The organism is Skermanella stibiiresistens SB22, assembly GCF_000576635.1.
Classification (GTDB): Bacteria; Pseudomonadota; Alphaproteobacteria; order Azospirillales; family Azospirillaceae; genus Skermanella; species Skermanella stibiiresistens.
Genome location: NZ_AVFL01000025.1, coordinates 44,748 through 71,245 on the forward strand (window position 1 = coordinate 44,748; position 26,498 = coordinate 71,245).

Consider the following 26,498-nt stretch of genomic DNA (forward strand, 5'->3'; position numbering starts at 1 on the left):
TTCCGCATCCCAGGCGGCGGACACGTTCTGGGACGTCAAGGATCGCCAACCCAAGCTCGACTCATGCCGGCCAGAGAAGCCGGCCAAGGCGGAAATCTGTCATCCAACAAGATTCCATGCCAACAAAGAAGCCAGGGAGTAGACAATGCCTGACGGTTTGACGCTCAACAAGATCATCGCGCAGAAGGGCATCAGCATCGGCGAGGCGGCGCGCCGGGTCGCGGATCTCGGCTGGACGCCATCCTACGTCCAGGAGGCCATGACCTTCCCGACCGACTACAAGATCTCCAAGGCGCCCAAGGACCCCATGAAGCAGGTGCTGCGCTCCTACTTCCCCATGCAGGAGGAAAAGGACAACCGGGTCTACGGGGCACTCGACGCGGCGCTGCGCGGCGACATGTTCCGCAACGTCGAGCCCCGCTGGGTCGAGTGGATGAAGCTGTTCCTGGCGATCATCCCGTTCCCCGAGATCTCGGCCGCGCGCTCCATGGCGATGGTCGGACGGCTGGCGCCTGGCGATGATCTGCGCACCGGGTTCACCATGCAGATGGTCGACGAGTTCAGGCACTCGACCATCCAGATGAACCTGAAGAAGTGGTACATGGAGAACTACATCGACCCGGCCGGGTTCGACATCACGGAAGCCGCCTTCGGCAAGTGCTACGCGACCTCGATCGGCCGCCAGTTCGGCGAGGCCTTCGTCACCGGCGACGCGATCACCGCCGCCAACATCTACCTGACCGTCGTCGCCGAGACCGCGTTCACCAACACGCTGTTCGTCGCCATGCCGTCGGAAGCCGCCCGCAATGGCGACTACGCGCTGCCGACCGTCTTCCTGTCAGTCCAATCCGACGAGAGTCGCCACATCGGCAACGGCCACTCGCTGCTGATGTCGATCCTCAACAACCCGGATAACCACCAGCTCCTGGAACGCGACCTCAAATACGCGTTCTGGCAGAACCACGCGATCGTCGACGCCGCCATCGGCACCATCATCGAATACGGCACGACCAACCGCGACAAGAACAAGGAGAGCTACGCCGAGCTGTGGCACCGCTGGATCTTCGAGGACTATTACCGGACATACATGCTGCCGCTGGAGAAGTACGGCATCAAGATCCACCACGACGACGTCCACGAGGCGTTCGACCGGATCGTCAAGAAGAACTACGTCCACAAGGTCGCCCAGTTCTTCTCCGCCGGCTGGTGGGCCAACTTCTGGCGCATCGAGGCGATGACCGAGCGGGACTTCGAGTGGTTCGAGCACAAGTATCCCGGCTGGTACGACGAGTTCGGCGCCTGGTGGGAGAACTACGCCAAGCTCAGCAAGCCCGGCAACCCGCCGATCACCTTCGTGGACACCGGCTACGTCTATCCGCACCGCTGCTGGTCCAACCTCGTTCCCTGCCTGATCCGCGAGGACATCGTGGTCGACGAGGTCGACGGCGAGATCTTCACCTATGGTCACGAGGTCGACCGCTGGACCCACAAGGTCGCCTTCCAGGGCGAGTACCAGGGACGCCCGACCCCGGCGATGGGCCGCTTCAGCGGCCACCGCGAGTGGGAGAGCATGTATCACGGCTGGGATCTGGCCGACGCGATCAAGGACATGGGTTTCGTCCGCCCCGACGGTAAGACCCTGATCGCCCAGCCCCACCTGTCGTTCGAGGAGAAGGACATGTGGACCCTGGACCATGTCCGCGGCTACGAGATCAAGAGCCCCCTGATCACGCTGCGCGGCATGACCCCGGAACAGCGCGACGCCCACATCGCCGAGTACAAGAAGGGCTTCAAGGTCCACAAGATCTGACGCCTCAAGGGGAAAGGGGGAGCGCCGCCAAGGCGCTCCCCGCCTCCGGTCCGCCATGGCCGGAAACACGTCCAGGGGAACCGCACATGACCCAGAACCCGTTGGCCGCCCGCGCGGTCCATACGGTCCTGTTGCAGCCCGCCGGCATCGAAATGGAGGTCGAGGAAGGGGAAACCGTTCTCGATGCCGCGTTCCGCCAAGGCATCTCCCTGATGCACGGCTGCAAGGAAGGACAATGCTCAAGCTGTAAATGCGTGCTGGTCGATGGCGACGTCGAACTGCTGAAATATTCCACCTTCGCGCTGTCCGAGATGGACCGCGACACCAACCACATCCTGCTGTGCCGCACGCTCGCCTATAGCGACATCGAAGTCGAGTTGCTGAACTACGACGAGGACCTGCTGTCGCGCAGCATCGCGGTCAAGGACTTCGCGGCCCGGCTGACCGCCATCGTCCCCTTGACCCACGACATCTTCCGCCTGGAACTCGAGATCGAGCAGCCGCTGAAGTTCTGGGCCGGCCAGTATGTCGACATCACGGTGCCCGGCAAGGGCGTCACCCGCTCGTTCTCCATGGCGAACCCGCCCAGCGATCCCCGGCGCCTCCACTTCATCATCAAGAAGTATGGCCAGGGCGCCTTCTCGGCCTTGCTGGATGGCGCCCTCAGGGTCGGTGACCCGCTGATGCTGCGGGGGCCTTACGGCACCTGTCTCCGGCGAGAGAACCGCACCGGCCCGCTGGTGCTGGTGGGTGGCGGGTCCGGCATGTCGCCGCTGTGGTCGATCCTCCAGGACCAGATCGGCTGCGGCGAGCCCTCCCGGCCGATCCGTTTCTTCTACGGCGCCCGGCAGGCCCGCGACCTGTTCTACCTGGACCGTTTCGCCGAGTTGATGGACCGCCTGCCCGACTTCCGGTTCGTGCCCGCGCTTTCGGATGCGGCGCCCGAGGACGGGTGGACGGGAGAGACCGGCTTCATCCACGAGGTCGTGCGCCGACATCTGGGCGAGTTGGGCGACGCCTCCGCGATCGACGTCTATTCCTGCGGCCCGCCGCCGATGATCGACGCGCTACTGCCGGTGCTCCAGATCGCCGGCGTCGAGCCGGAGCACACCCACTTCGACAAGTTCACGCCAGCCCTTCGATAAAATAAACCTTCAAAACGGGGAGGATAATGACAATGACCGCACAGGTTCAGGAACCCGAAGTCAAGTCCGGCGCCGCCGGCGCCAAGAAGTTCCCGGGTTGGGACAGCCGCAAATACAACTACTTCGAACCGAAGGGCCGCAAGGCGACCCATTACGAGGACATGACGGTCGATGTCCAGCCCGACCCGGAGCGCTACCTGCTCCAGGACTGGATCATCTCGTTCGCCGACGGCACCCCGACCTATTCCAAGGACTGGACCAAGCTGAAGTCGTCCGACTGGCACAAGTTTCGGGCGCCAGACCAGGAATGGGAGCGGACCCACTACCAGCGCCAGTCCACCATCGTTGGCATGATCAAGAACGTGGTCGACAATGCCCGCAAGTCCGGAGCCCCCGCCCGGTTCGACCCCCGCTGGGTCAAGATCCTGCAAGACCATCTCGGGGCCTACAAGCACGCCGAATACGGTCTGGGCAAGGCGACCATGCAGGCCCAGCGCTACGGCTACACCCAGATGATCAACAACGCCATCCTGACCAACTCCTCGTACAAGCTCAGGTTCTCGCAGGACCTGACGCTATACTTGAGCGAGATCGGCATGGACCTTCCGGTGTTCGACGCCACCGCCGGCAAGACCCATTGGATGGAGGACCCGATCTGGCAGGGTGTCCGCGAGGCGACCGAGGCGGTCATGGGCGCCACGGACTACCTGGAGCAGTATTTCGCGACCAATGTCGTGTTCGAACCCCTGGTCGCCGAACTGTTCCGCAGCGGCTTCATCATGCAGATGGCCGCCGCGCAGAACGACTTCGCGACCCCGGCCGTGGTATCGGCCGCCGAGGCCGATTACGAACAGAACCTCGCCAACTCGGTCGAGCTGTTCCACCTGCTGGCCCAGGATCCCGAGCATGGCGAGGCCAACCGCCAGGTCATGGAAGGCTGGTTGGAGAAACACGGCACGCTTTGCGTCAAGGCGGCCAACCAGTTGCAGCCGGTCTGGTCACAGCCCCGCGTCAAGGTCGCCCAGTTCAACGACGCCCTAGCCGCCGCGTCCAACCGCTTGAAGGCGATCTGCGCCGAGATCGGCATCGAGGTGCCAGCCGCCCTGACCGCGACGACGGCCAACGACACCCAGCCAGCCGCCGAAGCCTGAACAACAAATAAGATAAGGAGAACGAGCCATGAGCGTCGCCCATGACTTCAACATCTTCAAGCCGATGCGGGACCTGACCTTCGAGCACACGATCTCGCACCAGTGCGGCGTCACCATGAACGACAGCGTCGAGGCGCGCTGCATCGCCGAGGTGATGGAGAACAAGCCCGGCATCAAGGTGACCTACATGCCGGCCATGATCCGGATCGACGGCGAAGGCAAGATGGAGTTCAAGATGGACGAGATCACCGAGGCCTTGGGCCGCGAGATGACTCCCCATCTGTTCGAGATCTCCACATCGACCCATTACGGCCGCATGGTCATGATCGACGACAACACGGTCATGCTGTTCGGCAACATGGATGACGCGCTCGAATACACCTGAAAGACGGGATCCTGAACGACTGAACCTGGACGGCGAGTTTTCCACCCATAATAAAAACGGCGGAGGAAACCATGTTCAAGACGGCGGAAGGCGAGGAAATCTTCATCATCGACGGCCATACCCACCTGTGGGACGGCAGCAAGGCTAACCAGAAGAACATCCACGGCGCGCAGTTCATCGACTGCTTCTACGGCTACCACACCGCTCTCAGTCCCAAGGAGTATGTCTGGCCCAAGGAGAAGTTCGACAATTATGGCGCCGAGACCATGTACAACGACCTGTTCGTCGACGGCTACGACGACATGGCGATCTTCCAGCCGACATACCTCAAGGACTTCTACGTCAACGGCTTCAACACGATCGAGCAGAACGCCGTCCTGAAGGAGAAATACCCCGACCGCTTCATCCTCAACGGCGCCTGGGACCCGCGGGACGGCGAGGCGGGCATCGAGGCCCTGCACGAGCAGGTCGAGAAGTACAAGATCAAGGGCTGCAAGCTCTACACCGCCGAATGGAAGGGCGCCAGCAAGGGCTGGAAGCTGACCGACGAGTGGGCCCAGCGCTACATGGCCGAGTGCGTCAAGCTGGGCGTCAAGAACATCCACGTCCACAAGGGACCGACGATCCTGCCGCTCAACCGCGACGCCTTCGATGTCGCCGACATCGATGACGCCGCCACCAGCTTCCCCGAACTCAACTTCATCGTCGAGCATTGCGGGTTGCCGCGGCTGGACGACTTCTGCTGGATCGCAGTCCAGGAACCCAACGTCTATGGCGGGCTGGCGGTGGCCCTGCCCTTCATCCACAGCCGGCCCGACTACTTCAACCAGGTCATCTCGGAACTGCTGTTCTGGCTGGGGCCGGACCGCCTGCTCTATGGCAGCGACTATGGCATCTGGTCGCCCAAGTGGCTGGTCGAGCGGTTCATGGCGCACGAACTGCCCGACACCATCAAGAAGGACAAGGGCGTCGATCTGAACTTGGAGGCCAAGCGCAAGATCCTCGGCCTCAACGCCGCCAAGCTCTACGACATCGATGTCGCCACCCACCGGGCCCGGATCACCGGCTCGGCCCCCGCCCGCGCGGAGGAGAACACGATGGCCCAAGTCGCCGAAGCCATAGGAGACTGAGGCCCATGTCCACCCCTGCGTTCGCGGACGCCGCTCCATCGAGCGCTGCCCGCGCGGCGGAGGTTTGGGCGAGCCTGGGTTCGGTGACCGACCCGGAACTCGATGAGCCGGTGACGGAGCTTCGCTTCGTCACCGGGATCGAGGTGGACGCGGAGGGCCGCGTCCATATCGGGTTCCGGCTGCCGACCTACTGGTGCGCCGCCAACTTCGCCTTCCTGATGGCCGACGACATGCGCGCCGCCGTGTCGTCGCTCCCCTGGGTCCGGCAGGTCACCGTCGACCTGCGCGACCACATGTATTCCGACACGATCAACCAGGGGCTGGCGCGGGGCCATTCCTTCAAGGCGACATTCGCGGAGGAGGCCGCCGACGAGGACTTGGACGAGTTGCGCCGGACCTTCCGGATCAAGGCCTATCAGCGGCGCCAGGAGGCGGTGATCCGCCACCTGCTCGACCGGGGCTGGGCGGTGACCGACATCCTCGATCTCGACCTGCCCCATCTGGCGACCCTCCCGATCGCCGACCCGGAAACCCTCAAGTTGAGGGACCGCTACCTGGAGATCCGCCGCGAGTGGGGCGGAACCAGCGACAACGCGTTCACGTCGGCCGAAGGCGAGCCGGTCACCCCGGCGACTTTCGGCGAATACCTGTCCCTGCTGCGCCGTGTCCGGATCAACACCGAGTTCAACGGCCACCTGTGCCGAGGGCTGCTTCAAGCCCGCTACGACGACGCCCCGACAGAGGGCGAACCCACCCTGGCCGACTTCATCGCCGGCCGGGTGGCCAAAAGGGAAATGGGAGGACACGACCAATGCCGAAAATGATGCTCCACCACGCCGAGGCCCGCGAGGCGCTTGGCCGGGGTGTCGCCAAGCTGACGCTCGCGGTCCAGGGCACGCTTGGCCCCAAGGGCATGAACGCGATCATCGACCGGCCGATCGGCACGCCGATCGTGTCCCGCGACGGCGTCAGCATCGCCGACGAGGTCGAACTGGAATGCCGATTCGAGAACATGGGCGCCCAGGTCGTGCGGGAGGTCTCCAAGCAGACCAACGAGGTCGCCGGTGATGGCACCACAACGGCCACCGTGCTAGCCAACGCGCTGATCCAGGGCGGCCTGAAGGTGCTGGAGGCCCATGGCAGCCCGGTCGATCTGGTCGCGGGCATCGACAAGGCCGCCGGCGCCGTGATCGAGGCGCTGCGCCGCTCCGCCCATCCGCTATCCGGCCACGTCCAGTTGCAGGCCGTCGCCACCATCGCCGCCACCGATCCGGCCCTGGGTCAGTTGGTCGCCGAGGCGCTTCGCCGCGTCGGGAGCGACGGCATCGTCGAGGTGGCGTTCGGCCCCGGCATCGAGACGACGCTGGAGGTGGTCGAGGGCATGTCGTTCGATCGCGGCTACATCTCCCACCACATGGTCACCGACGTGGAGACCATGCGGGCCGTGCTGGACGACCCGCACATCCTGATCACCGACCAGCGGATAGCCTCCACCGATCAGATCGCGTCGATCCTGACCGAGGTCTCGGCGACCGGCCGTCCGCTGCTGATCATCGCCGACGAATTGGCGCCGGAGGTCGTGGTCAGCCTGATGGGGCTCCGCCGGAACGGCGCCGGTCTGGCCGTCGCCGTGAATCCACCCGAGTTCGGCCACTGGCGGAAGGCCATGCTGGAGGACATCGCGATCCTGACCGGAGGACGGGTCATCGCCCGTGATCTCGGCGGCAAGCTGGACCAGGCGACGCTCGACGATCTCGGCTCCGCCGCCCAGGTCCGCGTCGGCCAGAACTTCACCTCGATCATCCGCGGCAATGGCGACGCGGAGATGATCCGCGCCCGCCGCGCCCAGGTGCAGCGCCAGTTCGACGCCGCCCCGCCGAACATCGAGCGCGACAAGTACACCGAACGCCTCGCCAAGCTGACCGGTGGAACCGCCACCATCCTGGCCGGCGGCGCCACGCCCGCCGAGCAGAAGCGCCGCGTCCAACTGCTGGACGATAGCCTCAGCGCCGCCCGCGCGGCTCTGGAGGAAGGCGTCGTGGCCGGTGGCGGAACGGCCTTGATCCAGGTGGCGCCCCAGTTGGACGCGCTCGCCGCCGAGACCAGCGGTGGGGTCGGTGACGGCGTCAGGCTGTTCCAGCGGGCGCTGGCGGCGCCGCTGACCTGCATCGCCGAGAACTGCGGCCTACGCGCCGCCGACATCGTGAGCCGCGTGGCCCAGGCGCCCAAGGGCACCGGCTTCGACGCCCGGACGGCGCAATTCACCGACCTGCTGGAGGTGGGAGTCACCGACCCAGTCAAGGTCACCATGACGGCGGTCCGCAACGCGTCCTCCGCCGCCTGCCTGATCCTGAACACGCACACGCTGATCGCGGACCGCCCCGACGGTGCCGACCCGACGGCGGGACCGGCGCTGGGGGCCGGAGCGGAGAAGCTTGGCAGGCGGTGAGATCCGCCGCTCCCTGCCTGCCGGGGGTGAGACGCACGGGGCTGACCGCCGACCCCGTGCGTCAATCTCGCGAATGCCGCCTGTATTCGAACAGTCGAAGGAGAGGGTAAGAAGATATCATCCGAACTTTATCGTTACCCAAGCAGCCATCACCGTGTAAACTCCAGCGATCCGGATCGCGCCGTTCGAGCACAAAAAAAGATCCGGGCGAGGGAGTGTGAATACATGCCCAAGACAGGAATCGGAGCGAAACAGTCGCCCCGAAGCGCGATCCATGCCGATGAAGCGTCGATCATGCGGGCATGGGAGGATTTCCTCGCCGGAGTGGACGACCAGCCGCCAGTCCGCAACGTGGTGGTCAATTCCTGGCGCCGCAGCCTGGAGAGCGGGGTCGACGCCCATGGGTGCAGCGCGCCGCTCGCCGTCCGGGACGACGGACTGCACCATCTCCGCATCCGCAACCGCGATCTTCTGACCGCCGCCGCCGGCACCCTGGCGGAGGCGATCGACCTGTTCATCGGAACCGGCTCGATCATGCTGGTCACCGATCCGTCCGGCGTCGTGCTGACGACCGTCGGCGACCGCGCCACGCTGGAGGCCGGCCGGGAGATCCATCTGGAACCGGGCGGAAACTGGCAGGAATCGGCGGCGGGCACCAACGGCATCGGCACCGCGCTGATCACCCGGCAGCCGGTCCTGGTCCACGCGTCGGAGCATTTCTGCGCCGGGGTCAAGTCGTGGACCTGCGCCGCCGCCCCGATCCGCGACCCGATCGACGGCTCGCTGATCGGCCTGCTCGACATCTCCGGTCCGCGCCAGACCTTCCAGCGGCACAATCTGGCACTCGCCGTGGTGGCGGCGCGGCAGGTCGAATGGGCGATGGCCGACCAGGCGCGCCAGGAACGCGTCAAGCTGCTGGAAGCCTGCGTCGCCAAGCTGCCGACCTGGGTCGAGGACGGCATCATCGCGGTCGACCGCAAGGGCCGCGTGCTGCACGTCAGCGACCGCGCCCGAACCCTGCTGGAGCACGGCTCCGGCCCGACCCGGCTGGTGCTCGACAAGGAATCGCGGATCACCAGCCTGGACACCACCGGTTGGCCGGCGGAGTGGATGAAGCCGCTGGACGTGGACGGTGAGAACCTGGGCGCCCTGCTGGTGATCCCGGCCAAGCCACGCCGTTCCTCCGCCAAGGTACCGGCGGCGCGTCACGAAGGTGACCCGGGGCGCGACAGCTTCGCCGCCATCGTCGGAGCCAGCCCAGCGGTTCGCGTCGCCGTGGATCGCGCCCGGCGGCTGGCGGGACGGCGGGCACCCGTCCTGATCGAAGGTGAGACCGGCACCGGCAAGGAGTTGTTCGCCCGCGCCATCCATGGCGAGAGTGCGGTATCGCCATCGGACCCGTTCATCGCGTTCAACTGCGGCGCCGTCTCCAAGGAGTTGGTCGCCAGCGAGTTGTTCGGCTATGTCCGCGGCGCCTTCACCGGCGCCGCGTCGGAGGGCCGCCTTGGCCGCTTCGAACTGGCGGATGGCGGAACACTATGTCTGGACGAGATCGGCGAGTTGCCGCTCGACCTCCAGCCCTACCTGCTCCGCGTGCTGGAGGAGGGCATCGTCTACCGTGTCGGCGACAGCGAGCCCCGGCGCGTCAACGTTCGGCTGATCGCCATGACCAACCGGAACCTGCGCGACGAGGTCGCGGCGGGCCGCTTCCGGCAGGATCTGTTCTACCGGATCAGCGTCACGACCGTCCGCATCCCGCCGCTCCGCGATCGGGAAGGCGACACCGATCTGCTGGTGCCGCACTTCAACCAACTCCTATCCCGCCGCCACGATCTCCCACCCAAGAGGTTCGAGCCCGCCGTGCTGGACGCGCTGCGCCACCATTCCTGGCCCGGCAACGTGCGCGAACTCCGAAACGTGGTCGAGAGCCTGCTGTTGATGAGCGACGAGGACACCATCACCGTCGCCGACCTGCCGCCCGACATAGCTCCCCCGGCCCCGGCCGAACCCGCCGCGGGCAACAAGCTCGAGACGCTGGAACGCCAAGCGATCGAGACCACCATCGCCGCCCATACCGGCAACTTGACGACCGCCGCCAAGGCGCTCGGCATCTCCCGGACGACGCTGTACCGCAAGATGGAGCACTACGGGCTGGAGCGGTATCAATAGTCGCGGCCGGCCCGCGCCTTGTAGACCGGCAGCGAGACGCCGAACGCGATGCCGACCGCCCGGATCCCGAAAGCGGTCAGGAACCCCGCGACCTGCGCCCAGATCAGCCCGGCACCCGTCAGCGCCAGCATGACATCCACCAGGGCTCCCGCCGCCGCGGCCGTGGCGTAGATCTCCTTCCGAAGCACCAGCGGCACCTCGGCGCACAACACGTCGCGGATGATGCCGCCGAAGGTCGCCGTCATGACCCCCATGATCACGGCGACCGGCAGCGGCGCCCCGGCGTCCAGCGCCTTCTCCGCGCCCGTCACGCAGAACAGCGCCAGCCCGGCGGCGTCGGCCCACAGCAGCGCCTTGTAGCGTGATTCAAGGAAGGGAGCCGTGAAGAACAGCAGCACCCCGGCGGCGATGCAGATCAGCACGTATTCCGGCGACGCGATCCAATAGACCGCACCCTGTCCCAGCAGCAGGTCCCGAATGGTGCCGCCGCCGATCCCGGTGACGGTCGCGATCAGGCAAAACCCGACGATATCCATCTGCTTCCGCGATGCCGTCAGGGCACCGCTGGCGGCGAACACGGCGACCCCGCACAGGTCCAGCCAGTAAATACCGCGCAACTCCAGCCATTGGCCCCACCATTGGCTCAACGCACATCTCCCATGCCGATGGTTACAAAGCATACCTTCTATACACGGGCATCCTTTGGTGAGAAGCTACGCCAACTATTTCCGCCAAGCAGAAGATTCAATGACCTCGTTGTCAGAAGGACGGGTCCGGCCCGTCAATCCCCATTGGCTGGCCATCGTCCTCAGTTCCCTGATGGCCTTCGCGCCGCTCGCGATCGACATGTACCTGCCGGCGCTTCCCGAGATTGGCCGGGGGCTGAACGCGACCCCCGCGACCGTCCAACTCTCGCTGGCCAGCTTCTTCCTGGGGTTCGGCTCGGGTCAGCTGGTCTGGGGACCGCTCGGCGACCGGTTCGGCCGGCGTAGTCCGATCGTGATCGGCATCGTCATCTACATCGCCGCGTCGTTCGGCTGCGCCCTCACCAACGACGCGGACCATCTGGTGCTGTGGCGGTTCGTCCAGGCTTTCGGCGCCTGCGCCGCTCCCGTCCTGGCCCGCGCCATGGTGCGCGACCTGTTCCCGCAGGACCAAGCCGCCCGCATGCTGTCCCTGATGATGCTGATCATGGGGATAGCACCAATGGTGGCCCCGCTGATCGGGGGACAGATCCTGGTGCTGCTGGACTGGCGGGCGATCTTCTGGGGTTTGGCCGCCTTCGGGCTCGTGGTGCTGCTGGCGCTGTTCTCCATCCCGGAAAGCCTGCCCAGCGCCCAGCGCCGACGCGTCGGGATCGGCGCCATGGTGATGGGCTATCTGAGGCTGCTCGGCAATCGCTCCTACATGGCCTACACGCTGGCCGGCGCGTTCTTCACGGGCGGCATGTTCACCTATATCGCGGCGACTCCATTCGTCTACATCGAATACTTCGGCATCTCGCCGCAGATCTATGGCTTCCTGTTCGGCATGAACGTCATCGGCATGATGGCCTTCAACATCGTCAACCGCAGGCTCGTCACGCTGATCGGATCGGACCGCGCGCTGCTGTACGGCTCGATCGGCTGCGCCGTGTTCGGCGTGGCTTTGGCGGTCCTGGGTGGAACCGGAAGCTTCGGCCTGCTCGGCATCGTGGTGCCCCTATTCCTCTACCTGTCGATGATGGGCTTGGTCGGCGCCAACTCCATGGCGGGCTCCATGTCGGTCATCCCCGGAATGGCCGGTGCCGCGTCCGGTCTGGCCGGAACCGTGCAGTTCGCCCTGGGGGCCCTGGCGAGCGCGCTGGTCGGCTGGCTGTCCGACGGCACGCCCGCGCCCATGGCGCTGGTGATCGGCGGGATGGGCATCTGCTGCGCGCTGTCGGCATTGGCGCTGCCGACCCGGCGGACGTGACGTGACCGGTTCGAATGGAGCTTTCGCACCAGCCAAGCGTTAGGCTGGCATGAACATTCAGACACCCGCTCCGGCGCCGACCCAAGCTTTTCCCCCCATGGCGCCGGAGCGCGTCGCGCGGTTCGCCGCCGCCGTGCCCGGCCCCGTTCCCGAGGACGGTTTTCCCCTGGACGCCATCGAGGCGCTGGAGCGATCCGGGCTGCTGACCGCTCCGCTTCCGGTGGACCAGGGCGGTTGCGGGTTGGGGCTGGTTCCCGGAACGATGCGGGAACTGCTGGACACCCTGCGCGCGGCCGGCCGGATCGACCTCGCGGTTGGGCGGCTCTACGAGGGCCATTGCAACGCGCTCCAGCTGATCCACCATTTCGGCACGCCGGAGCAATGGACCGCCGCCGCCCATGACGCCGCGGCCGGGCACATGTTCGCGGTCTGGAACACGCAGGGCGGTCGCGGCGTCGATTTGTCCGACCGCGACGGCCGACCCGTGCTCGACGGCGAGAAGACGTTCTGCTCGGGCGCCGGCGACATCACCCGGCCGCTGATCACGGTGTCGGCCGCGGGTCAGCAGCCCCGGATGTGCCTGATCCGCGCCGAGGAACTGCCGATGGGCTTCGACCTGACGGCGTGGAAACCGCTCGGCATGGTGGCGTCGAGCAGCGGCGCCATCCGGATCGACGACATGACGATCGAGCCCGCCGACTTGATCGGCCAGCCGGGCGACTACCATCTCCAGCCCTGGTTTTCCGGCGGCGCGGTTCGCTTCGCCGCCGTGCATCTCGGGGGCGCCGAGGCCCTGCTTGACGAGGTGGTCGAGCATCTGACCTCCAGGGGCCGCGATGGCGATCCCTATCAGGTGGCGCGCGTCGGCACCATGGCGGTCGCGGTCGAAAGCGGGCGGGCGTGGCTGGCCCGGGCGGCGGAGGCGGCCGACGCCGTGTTCGGCCACGGCGATCCGGCGCCCGACGCCGCGGCGGAAGCCGTCCATGTCGCCAACATGACGCGCACCGCGATCGAGCGGATTTGCCTGGACGTCCTGGAGGACGCCGTGCGCGGCATCGGCGTCGCCGGCCTGCTCAAGCCGCATCCACTGGAACGGCGGGGGGGCGACCTCACCACCTACCTGCGCCAGCCGGCACCCGACGCGACGCTGGCCGCGGTCGGCAAGCACGTCCTCGCCACTCGGGGCCAGCGCTCCAGCGGTGCGGGCGCGTGACGGACGCGTCCCTGGAACCCCTGGAAAGGCTTGGCCGGGTCGCGGTCGTGGCCCCCCACCCCGACGACGAGAGCCTGGGCTGCGGTGGCCTGATCGCCCGGCTGGCCGTCATCGGCAACCCTCCCCTGGTGATCATGATCAGCGATGGCACCGGATCCCACCCCAACTCCCCCTCGTTCCCGCCGGACCGGCTGAGGGCGGTGCGCGAGGCCGAGACCATCGACGCCCTGGTGGCGCTGGGCCTGACCGAGGCGCCGGTTTTCCTGCGCCTGCGGGACACCCAGGTCCCCCATCCTGGAGCCGAGGGCTTCGAGGCGGCCACCGCCCGCATCGCCGAACTCCTCGACGGCATCGACACGGTCGCGGTCTCGTTCCGCGACGATCCCCATTGCGACCATCAAGCCGCCTTCGCGATCGCCAGCGCCGCCATCCACCAGATCACCCGGCAAACCAGCCGCCGGATCAGGCTGCTCGAATACGTGATCTGGAACGACGCGGCCCACACCTCGGTCCCGGAAGGCTTCCGTGCGTTTGGCCTCGACATCGCGTCGGTGCTCGACGCCAAGCTCAAGGCGATCGGCTGTCACCGTTCACAGATCACCGACATGATCTCCGACGATCCGACTGGCTTCCGCCTGGACCCCGTCATGCTCAAGCGGTTCGAACAGCCGGTGGAAACCTATCTCGAGGCGGTCCCATGAAGCCCTCCCTGCCCGGCAGCTATTTCGACGACATCTACCGCCGCGACCCCGATCCCTGGCGCTTCGCCACCAGCGACTACGAGGCCGCCAAGTACCAAGCGACCCTCGACGCCCTGACACGCCCCCGCTATGGCCGCGCCTTCGAGATCGGCTGCTCGATCGGCGTCCTGACACGCCAACTCGCCACCCGCTGCGACGCTTTGCTGGCGGTCGACGTGTCGCCGCTCGCCCTCGAACAGGCCACCGCGCGCAACGCCGACCTACCCCAGGTCAGCTTCGCCCGAATGGCCATTCCCAACGAGTCCCCCAGCGGAACATTCGACCTGATCGTGATGTCGGAGGTGGGCTATTACCTGTCGATGCCTGACCTAGAACTGGCCGCCGACACCTGCCGCGCGCTCCTGAACCCCGGCGGCGAGCTGGTGCTCGTCCACTACATCCGGGAAACCGACTATCCCCTGACCGGCGACGAAACCCACGATTTCCTGCTACGCCGCGAAGGTTTCAGCGTCCAAGCCGATGAATACGGTGGTGACTACAGGTTGTCGGTGCTGAAGCGGACGGGCTAATATTCGTAGGTCGGATAAAGCGAAGCGGCATCCGACAAGCAGGCGCGTCGAAGTCGGATGCCGCTTCGCTTTATCCGACCTACGAAAACATAACTACTTGATTTAATTGACCCTCAATGCCGAAAGTCATCCACGAATACTGCCTCAATCAACTCCGCGGTGGCGGCCCGGCGGGTCAATAAATCCAACTTGTCGGCGGATAATCGGGACAATTGGCCCTTCACTTCGGGCGGCAAGGCGCCGAAGCGAGCCTCCAGCAGGACGCGGAAAAGTTCGCGCTTACCCTCGCCGCGTCCTTCGATGTTTCCCTCCCGCCTACCTTCCGTCCGCCCTTGCCTCAGCCATTCCTGTGCGGCGAGTGATACCATGTCATGCTCCCGATGCGGTCTGGCCCGTTCGTTCACCGCCTTCATCATGTCGATGGTGACCGCCGGGTACTTGTCGAGGATATAATACAGCACCTTCGCGGCGAGTGGTGAATCCCCGCGCAAGCCGCTCAGCACCGCCTCCAGGAGTTTCTCCGGATCGGGATGGCGGTGGACGTATTTCAGCGGCAGCAGCGCCGCCCTCACCTCGGGGTCGGAGGACAGCTGATCGTCCGGTATGGGGATGATGTTGCAGGTGATGTAGCGGAAGTCGCGCAGGAACTCCCGCAGGTTCTCGTCGGCGTCGAAGCCGTCGATGATCGAGGTCGGGACCTTCCAGGCGGCCTTTCCGTGGTAGAAGACCAGCGGGACGATCGGCGGCAGCTTCCGCATCTTCGACAGGTCGTCGCCGACGAAGTATTCCCATAAGTCCACCATAGTCGCGGATCAGGATGCCGGCGCGGGCGGCGTCCTCGACCAGGGCGCGGAACAAGAGATCGTGCTGCTGGCTCATCGCGCTCGTGACCGTCCGCATACCGTCGTGTGACGGGGCACAAGACCCCGTTCCCACACGCCGCGCAATGCGTCAAGTCGCGCGCTGAGTCATTCCGCTTGAAGCTCCATGACCCGACGCGCCATCGCTGGAACGGCGTCCTCGAGCGATACCCGCGCGGCCTCTCCCCTCCCCACCAAGGGCCCGCCGCCACCGATGCGCCGCGCGATCGCGTCGGGGCACTCGACCAGGATATCGTTGCCGTTCGCCAGGCTGGTCCGCCAGCCCGCCAGCGTCGCCGCCATCCCTCCGGCGGCGCGCCCATCCTGGCGATCGGAGGTGAACACCCGCACGCGGGGACTGTGGCGAAACCGGGCGCCGCTTCGCCGCAGAGCCCTGTGGAACGCCTGATCCTCACCCGTCGGCAAGGGAGGCAGACCCCCTGCCCGCAGATAGGCCCGCGCCGTGGCCGCCAGACTGGCTCCCCCATGATCACCATGGCGGGGCCAAGGATCGGCGGGATCGGGATCGAGCAGGCTGGCCATCCGATCGGTCAACCGCTCGTACCGGCGATGAAGCAATGTCGCGCGCTTCAACTGGGGATCGCCATCCAACAGGTTGACCGGAGGCAGCATCAGCTTTCCCCCCACGGCATCGGCGCCAGCGTCGATCTCCGCCAGCGTCCGCGCGACCCAGTCGGGCGCCACAATGGTATCCGCGTCGGTCGTCGCGATGACACCGCCCGCACGGCCCAGCAAGCGGAAGCGGTTCAGCGCCTCGTCCATCGCCAGCCGCCGCGCCCACCCGACATGGGCATGTTGGGGAGCCAGCACGAGGTCGACGATATGAAGCCCTAATCGCGGGTGCCGGGCCGCGTGACGGTGCGCGACGATGGCCGAGCCATCCGAACAGTTGTTCAGCAGCAGGATGACCTCGAAGCACGCCGGATCAAGCGGCCGGCCATGCCCGTCCACCTGACGCGTGAAACCGTCGAGGCAATCCCGCAGCCTCTCCTCCTCGTCATGGGCGGGGATGGCGACGCTCATCCGCAACCGCCGGGGAGGAGGTCGGTCGAGCGACAAGCCGCGAAAGATGGAGAGTATGAGTGGGATGGTGGACGACATCAAGCCCGAGGCGTTGACGGAGGCGCGAAGCGTCCGCGATTGAAACCACAATCATGATTGTGCGCGTTGAGCTAATTTCAACGGGAAGACAACTGTTATCTTTCGGATACTCCATCGTGTTTCCACCGCAATTGCCTAGGAACAAATAACTTACCCAGGTGTTTCGCGGATAATCTTGCGCAGTTCTTCCATCACCAAACTTTGCGCCGCGTCCAACCTTCCCTTGGTCCGGTGGACCAGCATGAACATGTGGGGCCCCATGTGCTCGTCCAGCAGCGGCAGGAAGACCAACTCCCCACGGCGGCGCTCCACCGCCACGTCGATCTCGTTGAGGAACGTCACGGCCTGACTGCGTGATGCCGTCTGCTTCAGCAATTCCAGCGAATTGCTCTCGATCGCCATGTCGATCGTGACGCCGGCCCGTTCGAACCCATCCGCCACCAGCCTGCCGATCGTCATGCCGCGATCCGGCACGATCAGCGGATAGCCCAGGCAGTCGCCGAGACGAATGGTCTCGCGGTTCGCCAGCGGGTGATCGGGCGCCATCACCGCGCCGATCGGGATCCGGGCCGACGCCACCACCCGCAGCTTGGGATCGTCCGGCAGGTTGAAGGCGAAACCGAGATCGGCCTCGCCGGTGATCACCGCGTTGGTCACCTGATTGACCGACAGCGCGCTGATCACCAGCTTGACGAAGGGATGGCGCTCTCGCATCCAGATCACGACATCGGGCAGAAGGGTGTTGGCGAGGCCAGCCATGGTCGCGATCCGCACCAGCCCGCGCCGCCAGCCCTTCATGTCCACGATCCGCTCACGCAGCTGGCGATGGTCCCGCAGCGTGTCGCGGACATGGGCGATCAGAAGCTCGCCGGTGGCCGTCAGCCTCATGTGCTTGTGCATGCGCTCGAAGATCGGAGCGCCCAGCTCCGCCTCCAGCGCCAGGATCTGCCGGTTGATCGATGACGAGGCGACGTTGAGCTTCTCCGCCGCCTTCCTGATCGACCCAGCCCTCGCGACCTCGTCCAGATAGACCAGCATCCGGGAATGCAGCATGGCGTCGGGTTCCCTGCGCTGCCTTTCAGGCATCAGTGTAGTGGTTTTTTGATGCTTTTCCAGCATCGCGATCCGCGTTGTAGTTGGTTCGATAGACAAGACGGTTCACCCATCCACCGGATCATGGACCGCCGGATCCCGGGCCAACAGCGCCCCAGCGAACAGGACGAGACATCATGGCATTCAAGCAGGCTCGGCGCCGCCTGATCGGTGGCGTCGCCGTGGCGGCCCTATCGCTCGCCGTCTCCACCGCCGGAGCGACCGCTGCGCTGGCCGCCGACAAGCTGGTGTTCCTGACCAGCTGGTTCGCGCAAGCCGAACATGGCGGCTTCTACCAGGCGCTGGCGACCGGCGCCTACGAGAAGGTCGGCCTCGACGTGACGATCAAGATGGGCGGCCCCCAGGTCAACGGCATGCAATTGCTGGTGGCGGGAGAGGCCGACGCGATCATGGGATACGACATCCAGACGCTGAAGGCGGTCGAGAACAAGCTGCCCGTCGTCACCGTCGCGGCCTCGTTCCAATACGACCTGCAAGGCTTGATGACCCACCCGGACATAGGCTCGCTGGAGGACCTCAAGGGCCGCAAGATCCTGATCGCGACCGCGTCGCGCAACACCTTCTGGCCGTGGCTGCGCGCCAAGTACGGGTTCGAGGACCAGCAGGCCGCTCCCTATACCTTCAACCTCCAGCCGTTCCTGGTCGATCCCAAGGCCGCCGTCCAGGCCTATCCGTCGTCGGAACCGTTCGAGGCGAGACAGCAGGGCAAGGACGTCAAGTTCCTCCTGCTGGCGGACGCCGGATATCCGCCCTACGGCACCACCATCGTCACCACCCGCGGCATGCTCGACCAGAAGCCCGACGTGATGCGCCGCTTCGTCAAGGCGACGATGGAGGGCTGGAAGAGCTATCTCGCCAATCCGGCTCCCGCCAACGAGTTGATCAAGCGCGACAACTCCAAGATGACCGACGAGCGCATGGCCTTCGCGGTGGATTGGCTGAGGACGCACAAGGCGGTCAATGGCGGCGACGCCGCGGCCGGCGGGATCGGCACCATGACCGAGGCGCGCTGGAAACAGACCTATGATTTTCTGGTCTCAGCCGGCCTGCTCAACAAGGAAACGGACTGGAAACGCGCCTTCACGACCGACTTCGTGAGGGATCTTCAAGTCACCCTGGACTGACGGTCATGGGCCCCGCATCCCAACGCGCCGCCTTGGTCCAGGCGGCGGCCGCCAAGCCGCCGCCTGGGCCCGAGCCACACCTCCAGCCCCCAGTGGTCGAGGTGCTGTCCGCCGAGAAGTCGTTCGCCAATGGCACGCGGGCGCTGGCCCCGATCGACCTGACCGTCCGCGCCGGTGAGTTCCTGACCCTGATCGGCCCGTCCGGCTGCGGCAAGAGCACCCTGCTCAAGCTGATCGCCAACCTGTACGAGCCGACCGACGGCAGGATCAACTGGTGGCGTGGCGACTTCCGCAAGGTCGGCCAGGACGGTCGCCGCCTCGCCTTCGTCTTCCAGGACCCGACGCTGATGCCCTGGGCCAGGGTCGCGACCAACGTTCGCCTGCCGCTGGACCTCGAACGCGTGCCCAAACCCCAGGCCACCCCCCGCGTCGCCGCGGCGCTGGAGCAGGTCGGCCTCGGTCACGCCGCCCGGAGCTTTCCGCGCCAGCTTTCCGGCGGAATGAGGATGCGGGTGTCGATCGCCCGCGCCTTGGTGACGGAACCCAACCTGCTGCTGATGGACGAGCCATTCGGCGCGCTGGACGAGTTCACCCGCAACAAGCTGGACGACGACCTCGTGGCGCTGTCGTGGGAGCGGAAGCTGACGACGATCTTCGTCACCCACTCGATCTACGAGGCTGTGTTCCTGTCCACCCGCATCGTCGTGATGGCGGCCAACCCCGGCCGGGTCTTCCGCGAGGTGGTGATCGACGAGCCGATGCCGCGCGGCGACGATTTCCGCACCAGCTCCCGCTTCGCCGACCTGTGCCGCGAATTGTCCGCCGCCCTGACCGACGCCTCGATCGCCAGCCAGGGAAAAGGAGCCAAGACGCCATGCGCCCGCTGATCCGGAACGAATGGTTCGTCCGGGTCGCCGCCCCGCTGCTGGTCGGCGCCCTGGTGCTCGCGGTCTGGCAACTGGCCTGCCAAACCTACGAGGTCCCGGCCTACCTGTTCCCGACGCCGACCGACATCGCCGCCAAGCTCGCCAGCGACCTGCCCGGCCTACTCGGGGCCTTGTGGAGCACGCTCAAGGTCACTTTCATGGCCTTCGCCATCGCGGTGATCGCCGGAACGGCGCTGGCGTTCCTGTTCACGCAGAGCAGGATCATCGAGTTCAGCCTGCTGCCCTACGCGGTGATCCTCCAGGTGACGCCGATCGCCGCCGTGGCTCCCCTGATCATCATCCTGGTCAAGGACACCACCGCGGCCCTGACGATCTGCGCCGCCGTCATCGCCATCTTCCCGATCATCTCCAACACGACGATTGGGCTGAAGAGCGTCGACCCCAGCCTCGCCAACTATTTCCGCATGAACAAGGCCGGCCGGCTCCAGACGCTCGTCCGGCTGCGCATCCCCAGCGCGCTGCCCTTCTTCCTAGCCGGCCTCCGGATCTCCAGCGGCTTGGCGCTGATCGGGGCGGTCGTGGCCGAGTTCGTCGCCGGAACCGGCGGGCGCAGTGCCGGCCTCGCCTACGAGATCCTGCAATCGAGCTTCCAACTCGACATCCCGCGCATGTTCGCCGCCCTTTTCCTGATCACCGCCACCGGCGTGATCCTGTTCCTGGCCATGGCCGGCCTATCCAACCTGCTGCTGGGCCATTGGCACGAAAGCGCCCTCAAGGTGGAGCAATGAACGACATCGTCATCACGGGCGCCCATGGCATCCTGACGGGACTGACCGGCCCCGCCGAACGGACCTCGGGCGCCATCCGCATCCATCACGGCCGGATCGCGGAGATCGGCGCCGTCGCGCCCAAGCCTGGCGACCGGGTGCTCGACGCCACTGGCTGCGTCATCTATCCGGGGTTGGTCTCGACCCACCATCACCTGTTCCAAAGCGTGCTGAAGGGCGTCAAGGCGGGCATCGACCTGTCGCTGGAGGGCTGGCTGCGGACGGTTCCCTACAGCCACTGGCACCTGCTGGACGAGGAGGCGCTGAGCGTCGGCGCCACCATCGGCTTCGCCGAACTGCTGCTGTCCGGCACCACCACGGTCGCCGACCACCACTACCTGTTCGCCGAGGATTACCGGTTCGACCCAGCGAGCGTGATCTTCGAGATGGCGGAGCGGATGGGCGTCCGGCTGGTGCTGGCGCGCGGCGGCGCAACCCGCGCGCGGAGCTTCGACATCCCTGGCACCCAGCCGATGCCGACCGAATCGCTGGACGCCATGATCCGCCGCGTCCAGGACCTGGCGTCGCGTCACCACGACCCGGCGCCCGACGCCCTGCGCCGAATCGCCTTCGCGCCGACCACGCCGCCCTGGTCGGTCGCCCCCGACGAGTTGGACGTGATCGCGGAGGCTGCCCGCTCCATGGGCGTCCCGCTCCACAGCCACCTGTCGGAGACCCGCCACTACGTCGATTTCTGCCTGGAGGTCCACGGCAAGCGCCCGGTCCACTGGGTCGCCGACCACGGCTGGACCGGCCCCGACGTCTGGTTCGCCCACCTCGTCCACATGGACGAGGGCGAGATGCGCGTCCTGGCGGAAACCGGCACTGGCATGGCCCATTGCCCGCAAAGCAATTGCCGTCTCGGCTCCGGCGTGGCGCCCGCCGATCTGTTCGACCGGATGGGCGGCCGGGTGTCGCTGGCGGTGGACGGCGCCGCCTCAAACGAGTCCTGCGACATGCTGAGCGAGATGCACACCGCCTGGCAGGTCCACCGCGCCGCCAAGGGCGCCGACGCCGTCCGGGTCGAGGATGTCGTCCGCTGGGCGACCGCCGGCGGCGCCACGGTGCTGGGCCTGCCCGCCATCGGGACGCTGGAGGTGGGCAAGGCGGCCGACATCGCCGTCTTCGACCTGTCCCAGCCGCGCCACGCCGGCCTTCACGATCCGCTGATCGGTCCCGTCGTCAGCGGCGTCGCGACCGCACGCCATGTGCTGGTCGGCGGCAAGCCGGTGGTCGAGAACGGCGCCATCCCCGGCCTCGATCTGGCGGCCCTCTCCGCCCACGCCGCGCGCGTCGTCACCCGCCTAGCCGCCTGAGCCTCGCACCCTGCGCCCCCCTTACGTTCCGAACAGGATCATCCCATGCTGACTTCCCGACAGAAGACGCTCCGCAAGTTCTGGTACGCCGTGATGCCGGTCCACAGGCTGAATGACGGCCCGAAGCCGTTCAAGCTGATGGGCGAGGATATCGTGCTGTTCCTGGACGCGGAGGGCAAGCCCGCCGCCCTCAAGGACCGTTGCTGCCACCGCACGGCCAAGCTGTCGAAGGGCTGGTGCGACGCCGGCCGGATCGTCTGCGGCTATCACGGCTGGACATATGACCGCGAGGGCAAGGTCGTCCGCATCCCTCAGGCCGGCAACGACGATCTCAAGACGCGGTTCGCCACCCCGTCATACCATTGCCAGGAGCGCTATGGTTACGCATGGGTGGCCCTGGACCAACCGATCGCCCCGATCTTCGACATCCCCGAGGACGGCGATCCGAGCTTCCGGCGCATCTTCCAATTTTACGACCAGTGGAGGACGTCGCCGCTGCGCCTGATGGAGAACTCCTTCGACAACGCCCACTTCTCGTTCGTCCACAAGGCGACCTTCGGCCAGATCGACAAGCCGCGGCCCCAGCGCTACGAGCTGGTGGAGACCGACTACGGTTTCTACGCCGCGTCGACCGTCGAGGTCCTGAACCCGCCGGAGGCGCACCGGGTCACGGGCGACACCTCACCCGTCACGACGCGCAAGATGGCCAATCACTGGTACATGCCGTTCTCGCGCCGGATGGACATGGAGTACCCAAGCGGGCTCCGCCACATCATCATCAACTGCGCGACACCGATCGACGACGGCAACATCCAGCTGGTGCAGCTGCTCTACCGCAATGACACCGAGAAGGACTGTGCCACCCAGACGCTGATCGACTGGGACGGCAAGATCACGATGGAGGACAAAGAGGTCCTGGAGTCGACCGACCCCGACGCCTGCGTCGACCTGTCCCGCAAGGCGGAGGCCCATATGGCGTCGGATCAGCCCGGTATGATCATGCGCCGACGATTGCTGGCGCTGCTCCGCGAGCATGGCGAGGAGGAAATCTTCAACTCCCCGCCGGCGGACGCACCGTCCGCCAACCAATCGTCAAACATCGCCGCCCTCTGAGAGGGGCCGCGGTTGGTATTAGGCCGCCTTGCGCAGGCGGTCGTTCGCGGGCTGGCCGGAGAAGCCCTGATCCTTGGCGGCGCCGGCATCCTGCGCCAGTTCGTCCTGGGTCAGCTTGCGGGCGATGATCGCGGTCACGGCGAAGTGGACGATGGCGATCAGAGCGATCAAGGTCACGACTTGGGTGGTGGCTTCGCTGAGCATCGGATCAATTCCTGTTTGGGATTTCCATGGTGCGGTGCGGCAAATATGCCGTCGCCACCACGCCCATGTCAAATGCCGTGTGAAGTATTTTGTATACCAGATCCGGGAGGCAGCCTTGCGTTTCCCGGATAGGTGATGGCACACGAAGGAAAATCCTTCCATTCACGCGGCAAGCTAAACTGATCGACCACACCATTCCCGTTAAAGGTGTATCAATGGTTAGTTTTACCTTAAAGAAATAATGCTGCTGACTTACCGCCGCGATATCGCATATTCTTACCGCAGCGCACCATATTTAGACTTTTTGGAACCCGACGGTCCCGCGGTCACCGCCGTGGTTTCGTCCATCGGCCGGGGCGTTTTTTCGACAACCCCCAGAACCACGCGATGTGTTCGACGCAGGCGATGCCCATGTCGAAAGCGTAGGGCGCAGTCATGGAGCCGCGCGCCGCGACGGTGGCACCCGCCTTCACGGGCGTACCGTGGGCCATGCCCTTGACCACATACTCCTCGACCAGGGTTTCGCCCGCACGGTCGACCCAAGCGTTCCGCGTGTGCCCGCTGACGCTGTCGATGACGGAGGGGGATCTCGCCAGCCGGTGGACACCGACCCACTGCTTGACGCATTCGGCACCGTTGACCGGGCTGACCGTCCTATCGGCGTCACCGTGCCAGATCGACACTTTCGGCGACCGCCCCCGCCGGAGAGCCGCCGCGCGGACCAGGCCCGCCCAGACGATCGATGGCCTGACCCGGCCGTGGACCATGGCGTTCAACGCGTCGAACTTGCCATAGGCGGCCTTGTAAGGCATGCCGGCGATGATCGCTCCACCGGCGAACACATCGGGATATATCGCCAACAGGGTGGACGTCATGGCGCCACCGGCCGATAGACCCGTAACATAGATCCTGTCCGGGTCGAGTCCGTGGTCCCCCACCATTCGGTCGACCATCTGCCGGATGGAACCCGGCTCGCCATGGTCGCGCTCCATGTCGCCCGGCGAGAACCAGTCGAAGCAGCGGTTGAAGTTGTTGGCGCGCCGCTGCTCCGGCAGCAGCAGCGCGAAGCCCAGCCGTTTCGCCAACGTGGACCAGCCGGCGCCGTGATCGAAGCTGGCCGCCGTCTGTCCGCATCCATGCAGCGCCACCACCAGCGGCGCCTTGGGCGGCAGCCTCGGCGGGACATGACGGTACATCCTCAAGTTTCCAGGATTGGAACCGAAGTCCTCGACCTCCTGTAGTGCCGGCTGCCATGGAACGGTGGCGCGCCCGAAAATCGGGGCGCGGGGCACCGTCAAAGCCCTGCCTGTCGCTTGGGCCATTGTCCGCCTATCAGAATGGATGGATGTTATCGCGGTACGGTCTTTCGAAAGCCGCCCGATTCACAACAACAACGAACCGGGAAACCCACAGTTCCTTCGCACTTGCAAAAAGAACTTGCCCAGGATGGCAGCCCATTTAGGCGGCAATGATCAATGCCTAAAAATTGGGCATAGTTACAAAAAATGGATATAAGAAAGTTGGAGCATTAAGCAGTTGGCAAACGCCGTGTTTTGTGCAAAAAAAAGGCCGCCCCGAAAGGCGGCCCGAAGTCTAGGGAGGAAACGCCCAAAGAGGCGTATGCAGCATCGCTGCTGCACTGCAAAAAGTACCCGGAAATGGGTTTTGATCAATGGGAAAGGCAGGTCGTCAGATCTGCCCTTCGCCATTTGCATGCCTATGTGCCAAAAATCGCGCATACCCCACGTATCCCGCGCCTGACCATCGCCAGTTCCGGAACCCATTGCCACTCCCGCCTGCTTCGGGACAGCCGGAGCGCAATCATCCGCACACTCCTTGGTCGGCGCGCGGCATCCTCCGACGGCTGATCATGGCCCCGCCCGAATCGCGGAGCGAATCACTTTCCGCCCCCACCTCCACCCACCCACGCCTTGGCTGGGCTCGGCTCGGCTCGGCGTAGGCTCTCATATGGCAAGTGATTCTCGCCCCGCCTATGAGGTTTGGCTGAACCCAACCCCAAGCATAAGCCGATCTATCCCTAAAATTCTATTAATTTCCCCTTTATATTGGACATTTTTTGGACCAATATTGGTCTCAAGAAGATCACAGCCCGGCGACGACTTAACAATTGGCCGCTCCTTTTCAAGTAGCTCCACACCGATTTTTAGGAATCGAAAGTCATGACCACCAGCAACCGCACCATCCTGATCGAATCCAACCGTCTCTTTCGCGAAGGTCTGAAGCATCTTCTTGCCGGAACCCGGTTTGAGGTCGGTGCGGAGTTCAACACCATCGATCTGGCGACCGAACACGCCGCCTTGGACGGTGCGGAACCTGCCCTGGTGATCTCCGGTCAGGCCATCAAGGAGGCCGCCGACCTTCGGCGCCTGCGCGACGCCCATCCCGCCGCGAGAATCGTCGTGTTGGCCGACGACCTGTCGGTCGACATGCTGCGTGAGGCGATGGCAGGTGGCGCCGACGGCTTCCTGATCAAGAATGTCTCGCCCGAGGCGCTGATCCAGTCGCTGCAGTTGATCATGCTCGGCGAGAAGGTGTTCCCGACCAACCTCGCCTCGATGCTCCTGGACATGAACACCCCTTCGCCGCAGCAGTCGATCCGCGGCCTGTCTCCCCGCGAGCAGGAGATCCTGCAGTCGCTGGTGACCGGCGCCAGCAACAAGATGATCGCGATCCGACTCGGGATCACCGAGGCGACCGTCAAGGTCCACCTGAAGACGCTGCTCCGCAAGATCGACGTCAACAACCGCACCCAGGCGGCGATCTGGGCCATGAACAACGGCTTCACGGCCGACGGCCAGACGACGCCAACTCGCACCCTCCACGCGGTTTCCGCCTGAGGCTCCTCCGATCGGCTCGCGGAATACTGACTGGTTCAACATATCAACAAGGCGGCAGGCGGGACTTTCCATGGAAGAACCATCCAGACTTCACACCATCCCAGTCAAACTGGGCCTGAGCGAACACTATCTGGTCGGCCGCATGCTGATGCTGCGGGAGCGCCTCACTCCCCAGCAATGGAATGTCTATGACCGCAGCGCCGAGGCGATCTGCAACCAGATCCTCAACCGTCTGCCCGCCGACAATCCCGACAGCTGCCAGTGGGACAACCGCCGCAAGCGGACCTGATCCGTCCCAAGGTGTTCCCGATCCACGACAACGGCCGGTCCGGCGCCCTCAGGCGCCGGACCGGCCGTTGTCGTTTCAGGATGCCGCCGACCCACGCGGCCCCGGATAAG

The 26,498-nt window shown here is 65.5% G+C and carries 25 protein-coding genes; 19 read left to right on the plus strand and 6 right to left on the minus strand.

From position 1 onward, the window contains the following. Positions 1-145: 145 nt before the first annotated feature. The 8 genes from N825_RS26360 to N825_RS26395 all read left to right on the plus strand — a co-directional run bounded on the left by N825_RS26360 (position 146) and on the right by N825_RS26395 (position 10,239). Complete coding sequence (locus N825_RS26360; protein WP_037458679.1) at positions 146-1,810, plus strand: aromatic/alkene/methane monooxygenase hydroxylase/oxygenase subunit alpha; 1,665 nt, start codon at positions 146-148, stop codon at positions 1,808-1,810. Between the two features lie 86 nt (positions 1,811-1,896). Beyond that, positions 1,897-2,955 carry an NADH:ubiquinone reductase (Na(+)-transporting) subunit F gene (locus tag N825_RS26365; protein WP_037458681.1) on the plus strand — a complete coding sequence of 353 codons (1,059 nt, stop codon included), beginning with the start codon at positions 1,897-1,899 and terminating at the stop codon, positions 2,953-2,955. A 32-nt stretch (positions 2,956-2,987) separates the two neighbouring features. Then, complete coding sequence (locus N825_RS26370; protein ID WP_051513165.1) at positions 2,988-4,106, plus strand: aromatic/alkene monooxygenase hydroxylase subunit beta; 1,119 nt, start codon at positions 2,988-2,990, stop codon at positions 4,104-4,106. A 28-nt stretch (positions 4,107-4,134) separates the two neighbouring features. After that, on the plus strand, positions 4,135-4,491 hold the full coding sequence (locus tag N825_RS26375; protein ID WP_037458682.1) for an MmoB/DmpM family protein: 357 nt from the start codon (positions 4,135-4,137) through the stop codon (positions 4,489-4,491). A 71-nt stretch (positions 4,492-4,562) separates the two neighbouring features. After that, a complete protein-coding gene (locus N825_RS26380) occupies positions 4,563-5,621 on the plus strand; it encodes an amidohydrolase family protein (protein WP_051513167.1) in 1,059 nt (352 codons plus the stop codon). 5 nt (positions 5,622-5,626) lie between these two features. Continuing rightward, positions 5,627-6,445: a metal-sulfur cluster assembly factor gene (locus N825_RS26385; protein ID WP_051513168.1), complete on the plus strand. Its 819-nt coding sequence runs from the start codon at positions 5,627-5,629 to the stop codon at positions 6,443-6,445. After that, positions 6,433-8,070, plus strand: a complete 1,638-nt coding sequence (gene groEL / locus N825_RS26390) for a molecular chaperone GroEL (RefSeq protein ID WP_037458683.1) — start codon at positions 6,433-6,435, stop codon at positions 8,068-8,070. The genes N825_RS26385 and groEL overlap by 13 nt, the downstream gene beginning before the upstream one ends. Before the next feature lie 225 nt (positions 8,071-8,295). Beyond that, positions 8,296-10,239 (plus strand): sigma-54-dependent Fis family transcriptional regulator, encoded by a 1,944-nt coding sequence (locus tag N825_RS26395; RefSeq protein WP_084165081.1) that lies wholly within the window; start codon positions 8,296-8,298, stop codon positions 10,237-10,239. Here N825_RS26395 and N825_RS26400 read toward each other — a convergent pair. After that, positions 10,233-10,886, minus strand: a complete 654-nt coding sequence (locus N825_RS26400; RefSeq protein ID WP_245613238.1) for a trimeric intracellular cation channel family protein — start codon at positions 10,884-10,886, stop codon at positions 10,233-10,235. The genes N825_RS26395 and N825_RS26400 overlap by 7 nt on opposite strands. A gap of 100 nt (positions 10,887-10,986) precedes the next feature. On the opposite strand from N825_RS26400, the gene N825_RS26405 reads away from it, so the two are divergent. Genes N825_RS26405 through N825_RS26420 form a run of 4 tightly spaced genes read left to right on the plus strand, consistent with a single transcriptional unit; the run spans position 10,987 to position 14,675 of the window. Then, entirely contained in the window at positions 10,987-12,192 is a 1,206-nt protein-coding gene (locus N825_RS26405) for a Bcr/CflA family multidrug efflux MFS transporter (RefSeq protein WP_084165083.1), read from the plus strand. A gap of 49 nt (positions 12,193-12,241) precedes the next feature. Then, positions 12,242-13,405, plus strand: a complete 1,164-nt coding sequence (locus N825_RS26410) for an acyl-CoA dehydrogenase family protein (protein WP_157619551.1) — start codon at positions 12,242-12,244, stop codon at positions 13,403-13,405. Further along, positions 13,402-14,106, plus strand: coding sequence for a PIG-L deacetylase family protein (locus N825_RS26415; protein ID WP_037458684.1), 705 nt, complete (start codon positions 13,402-13,404; stop codon positions 14,104-14,106). The genes N825_RS26410 and N825_RS26415 overlap by 4 nt, the downstream gene beginning before the upstream one ends. Then, complete coding sequence (locus N825_RS26420) at positions 14,103-14,675, plus strand: class I SAM-dependent DNA methyltransferase (RefSeq protein WP_037458685.1); 573 nt, start codon at positions 14,103-14,105, stop codon at positions 14,673-14,675. Before N825_RS26415 ends, N825_RS26420 begins: the two co-directional genes overlap by 4 nt. Positions 14,676-14,788: 113 nt before the next feature. Here the strand turns inward: N825_RS26420 and N825_RS26425 are convergent, their stop codons facing one another. From N825_RS26425 to N825_RS26435, 3 genes are all read right to left on the minus strand, one after another. Then, positions 14,789-15,478: an Rpn family recombination-promoting nuclease/putative transposase gene (locus N825_RS26425; RefSeq protein ID WP_037458686.1), complete on the minus strand. Its 690-nt coding sequence runs from the start codon at positions 15,476-15,478 to the stop codon at positions 14,789-14,791. A gap of 165 nt (positions 15,479-15,643) precedes the next feature. Continuing rightward, entirely contained in the window at positions 15,644-16,579 is a 936-nt protein-coding gene (locus tag N825_RS26430; RefSeq protein WP_051513172.1) for a glycosyltransferase family 2 protein, read from the minus strand. A gap of 228 nt (positions 16,580-16,807) precedes the next feature. Beyond that, positions 16,808-17,710: a LysR substrate-binding domain-containing protein gene (locus N825_RS26435; protein ID WP_198038909.1), complete on the minus strand. Its 903-nt coding sequence runs from the start codon at positions 17,708-17,710 to the stop codon at positions 16,808-16,810. A gap of 176 nt (positions 17,711-17,886) precedes the next feature. On the opposite strand from N825_RS26435, the gene N825_RS26440 reads away from it, so the two are divergent. From N825_RS26440 to N825_RS26460, 5 genes are read left to right on the plus strand one after another with little or no spacing between them, the layout of a single operon-like run. Further along, positions 17,887-18,894: an ABC transporter substrate-binding protein gene (locus tag N825_RS26440; protein ID WP_037458687.1), complete on the plus strand. Its 1,008-nt coding sequence runs from the start codon at positions 17,887-17,889 to the stop codon at positions 18,892-18,894. A gap of 5 nt (positions 18,895-18,899) precedes the next feature. Then, entirely contained in the window at positions 18,900-19,781 is an 882-nt protein-coding gene (locus N825_RS26445; protein ID WP_051513176.1) for an ABC transporter ATP-binding protein, read from the plus strand. Beyond that, a complete protein-coding gene (locus N825_RS26450; RefSeq protein ID WP_037458688.1) occupies positions 19,769-20,569 on the plus strand; it encodes an ABC transporter permease in 801 nt (266 codons plus the stop codon). The genes N825_RS26445 and N825_RS26450 overlap by 13 nt, the downstream gene beginning before the upstream one ends. Further along, positions 20,566-21,924 (plus strand): amidohydrolase family protein, encoded by a 1,359-nt coding sequence (locus N825_RS26455; protein ID WP_037458689.1) that lies wholly within the window; start codon positions 20,566-20,568, stop codon positions 21,922-21,924. Before N825_RS26450 ends, N825_RS26455 begins: the two co-directional genes overlap by 4 nt. Positions 21,925-21,969: 45 nt before the next feature. Continuing rightward, entirely contained in the window at positions 21,970-23,037 is a 1,068-nt protein-coding gene (locus N825_RS26460; RefSeq protein WP_037458690.1) for an aromatic ring-hydroxylating dioxygenase subunit alpha, read from the plus strand. Between the two features lie 18 nt (positions 23,038-23,055). Here the strand turns inward: N825_RS26460 and N825_RS26465 are convergent, their stop codons facing one another. Together N825_RS26465 and N825_RS26470 are read right to left on the minus strand one after the other, a co-directional pair. Continuing rightward, positions 23,056-23,241, minus strand: coding sequence for a hypothetical protein (locus tag N825_RS26465; protein ID WP_037458692.1), 186 nt, complete (start codon positions 23,239-23,241; stop codon positions 23,056-23,058). A gap of 326 nt (positions 23,242-23,567) precedes the next feature. After that, positions 23,568-24,563 (minus strand): extracellular catalytic domain type 1 short-chain-length polyhydroxyalkanoate depolymerase, encoded by a 996-nt coding sequence (locus tag N825_RS26470; RefSeq protein ID WP_084165086.1) that lies wholly within the window; start codon positions 24,561-24,563, stop codon positions 23,568-23,570. 858 nt (positions 24,564-25,421) lie between these two features. Between N825_RS26470 and N825_RS26475 the strand changes: the two genes are divergently transcribed. Continuing rightward, positions 25,422-26,099, plus strand: a complete 678-nt coding sequence (locus N825_RS26475; RefSeq protein ID WP_051513179.1) for a LuxR C-terminal-related transcriptional regulator — start codon at positions 25,422-25,424, stop codon at positions 26,097-26,099. Positions 26,100-26,169: 70 nt separating this feature from the next. After that, positions 26,170-26,388, plus strand: coding sequence for a hypothetical protein (locus tag N825_RS26480; RefSeq protein ID WP_037458694.1), 219 nt, complete (start codon positions 26,170-26,172; stop codon positions 26,386-26,388). The last annotated feature ends 110 nt before the right edge of the window (positions 26,389-26,498 follow it).

Coding starts and splice junctions, on each gene's coding strand:
- N825_RS26360 (WP_037458679.1), top strand. CDS start 146: ATGCCTGACGGTTTGACGCTCAACAAGATCATCGCGCAGAAGGGCATC.
- N825_RS26365 (WP_037458681.1), top strand. CDS start 1,897: ATGACCCAGAACCCGTTGGCCGCCCGCGCGGTCCATACGGTCCTGTTG.
- N825_RS26370 (WP_051513165.1), top strand. CDS start 2,988: ATGACCGCACAGGTTCAGGAACCCGAAGTCAAGTCCGGCGCCGCCGGC.
- N825_RS26375 (WP_037458682.1), top strand. CDS start 4,135: ATGAGCGTCGCCCATGACTTCAACATCTTCAAGCCGATGCGGGACCTG.
- N825_RS26380 (WP_051513167.1), top strand. CDS start 4,563: ATGTTCAAGACGGCGGAAGGCGAGGAAATCTTCATCATCGACGGCCAT.
- N825_RS26385 (WP_051513168.1), top strand. CDS start 5,627: ATGTCCACCCCTGCGTTCGCGGACGCCGCTCCATCGAGCGCTGCCCGC.
- groEL (WP_037458683.1), top strand. CDS start 6,433: ATGCCGAAAATGATGCTCCACCACGCCGAGGCCCGCGAGGCGCTTGGC.
- N825_RS26395 (WP_084165081.1), top strand. CDS start 8,296: ATGCCCAAGACAGGAATCGGAGCGAAACAGTCGCCCCGAAGCGCGATC.
- N825_RS26405 (WP_084165083.1), top strand. CDS start 10,987: ATGACCTCGTTGTCAGAAGGACGGGTCCGGCCCGTCAATCCCCATTGG.
- N825_RS26410 (WP_157619551.1), top strand. CDS start 12,242: ATGAACATTCAGACACCCGCTCCGGCGCCGACCCAAGCTTTTCCCCCC.
- N825_RS26420 (WP_037458685.1), top strand. CDS start 14,103: ATGAAGCCCTCCCTGCCCGGCAGCTATTTCGACGACATCTACCGCCGC.
- N825_RS26425 (WP_037458686.1), bottom strand. CDS start 15,478: ATGGTGGACTTATGGGAATACTTCGTCGGCGACGACCTGTCGAAGATG.
- N825_RS26430 (WP_051513172.1), bottom strand. CDS start 16,579: ATGAGCGTCGCCATCCCCGCCCATGACGAGGAGGAGAGGCTGCGGGAT.
- N825_RS26435 (WP_198038909.1), bottom strand. CDS start 17,710: ATGCTGCATTCCCGGATGCTGGTCTATCTGGACGAGGTCGCGAGGGCT.
- N825_RS26440 (WP_037458687.1), top strand. CDS start 17,887: ATGGCATTCAAGCAGGCTCGGCGCCGCCTGATCGGTGGCGTCGCCGTG.
- N825_RS26445 (WP_051513176.1), top strand. CDS start 18,900: ATGGGCCCCGCATCCCAACGCGCCGCCTTGGTCCAGGCGGCGGCCGCC.
- N825_RS26450 (WP_037458688.1), top strand. CDS start 19,769: ATGCGCCCGCTGATCCGGAACGAATGGTTCGTCCGGGTCGCCGCCCCG.
- N825_RS26455 (WP_037458689.1), top strand. CDS start 20,566: ATGAACGACATCGTCATCACGGGCGCCCATGGCATCCTGACGGGACTG.
- N825_RS26460 (WP_037458690.1), top strand. CDS start 21,970: ATGCTGACTTCCCGACAGAAGACGCTCCGCAAGTTCTGGTACGCCGTG.
- N825_RS26465 (WP_037458692.1), bottom strand. CDS start 23,241: ATGCTCAGCGAAGCCACCACCCAAGTCGTGACCTTGATCGCTCTGATC.
- N825_RS26470 (WP_084165086.1), bottom strand. CDS start 24,563: ATGGCCCAAGCGACAGGCAGGGCTTTGACGGTGCCCCGCGCCCCGATT.
- N825_RS26475 (WP_051513179.1), top strand. CDS start 25,422: ATGACCACCAGCAACCGCACCATCCTGATCGAATCCAACCGTCTCTTT.
- N825_RS26480 (WP_037458694.1), top strand. CDS start 26,170: ATGGAAGAACCATCCAGACTTCACACCATCCCAGTCAAACTGGGCCTG.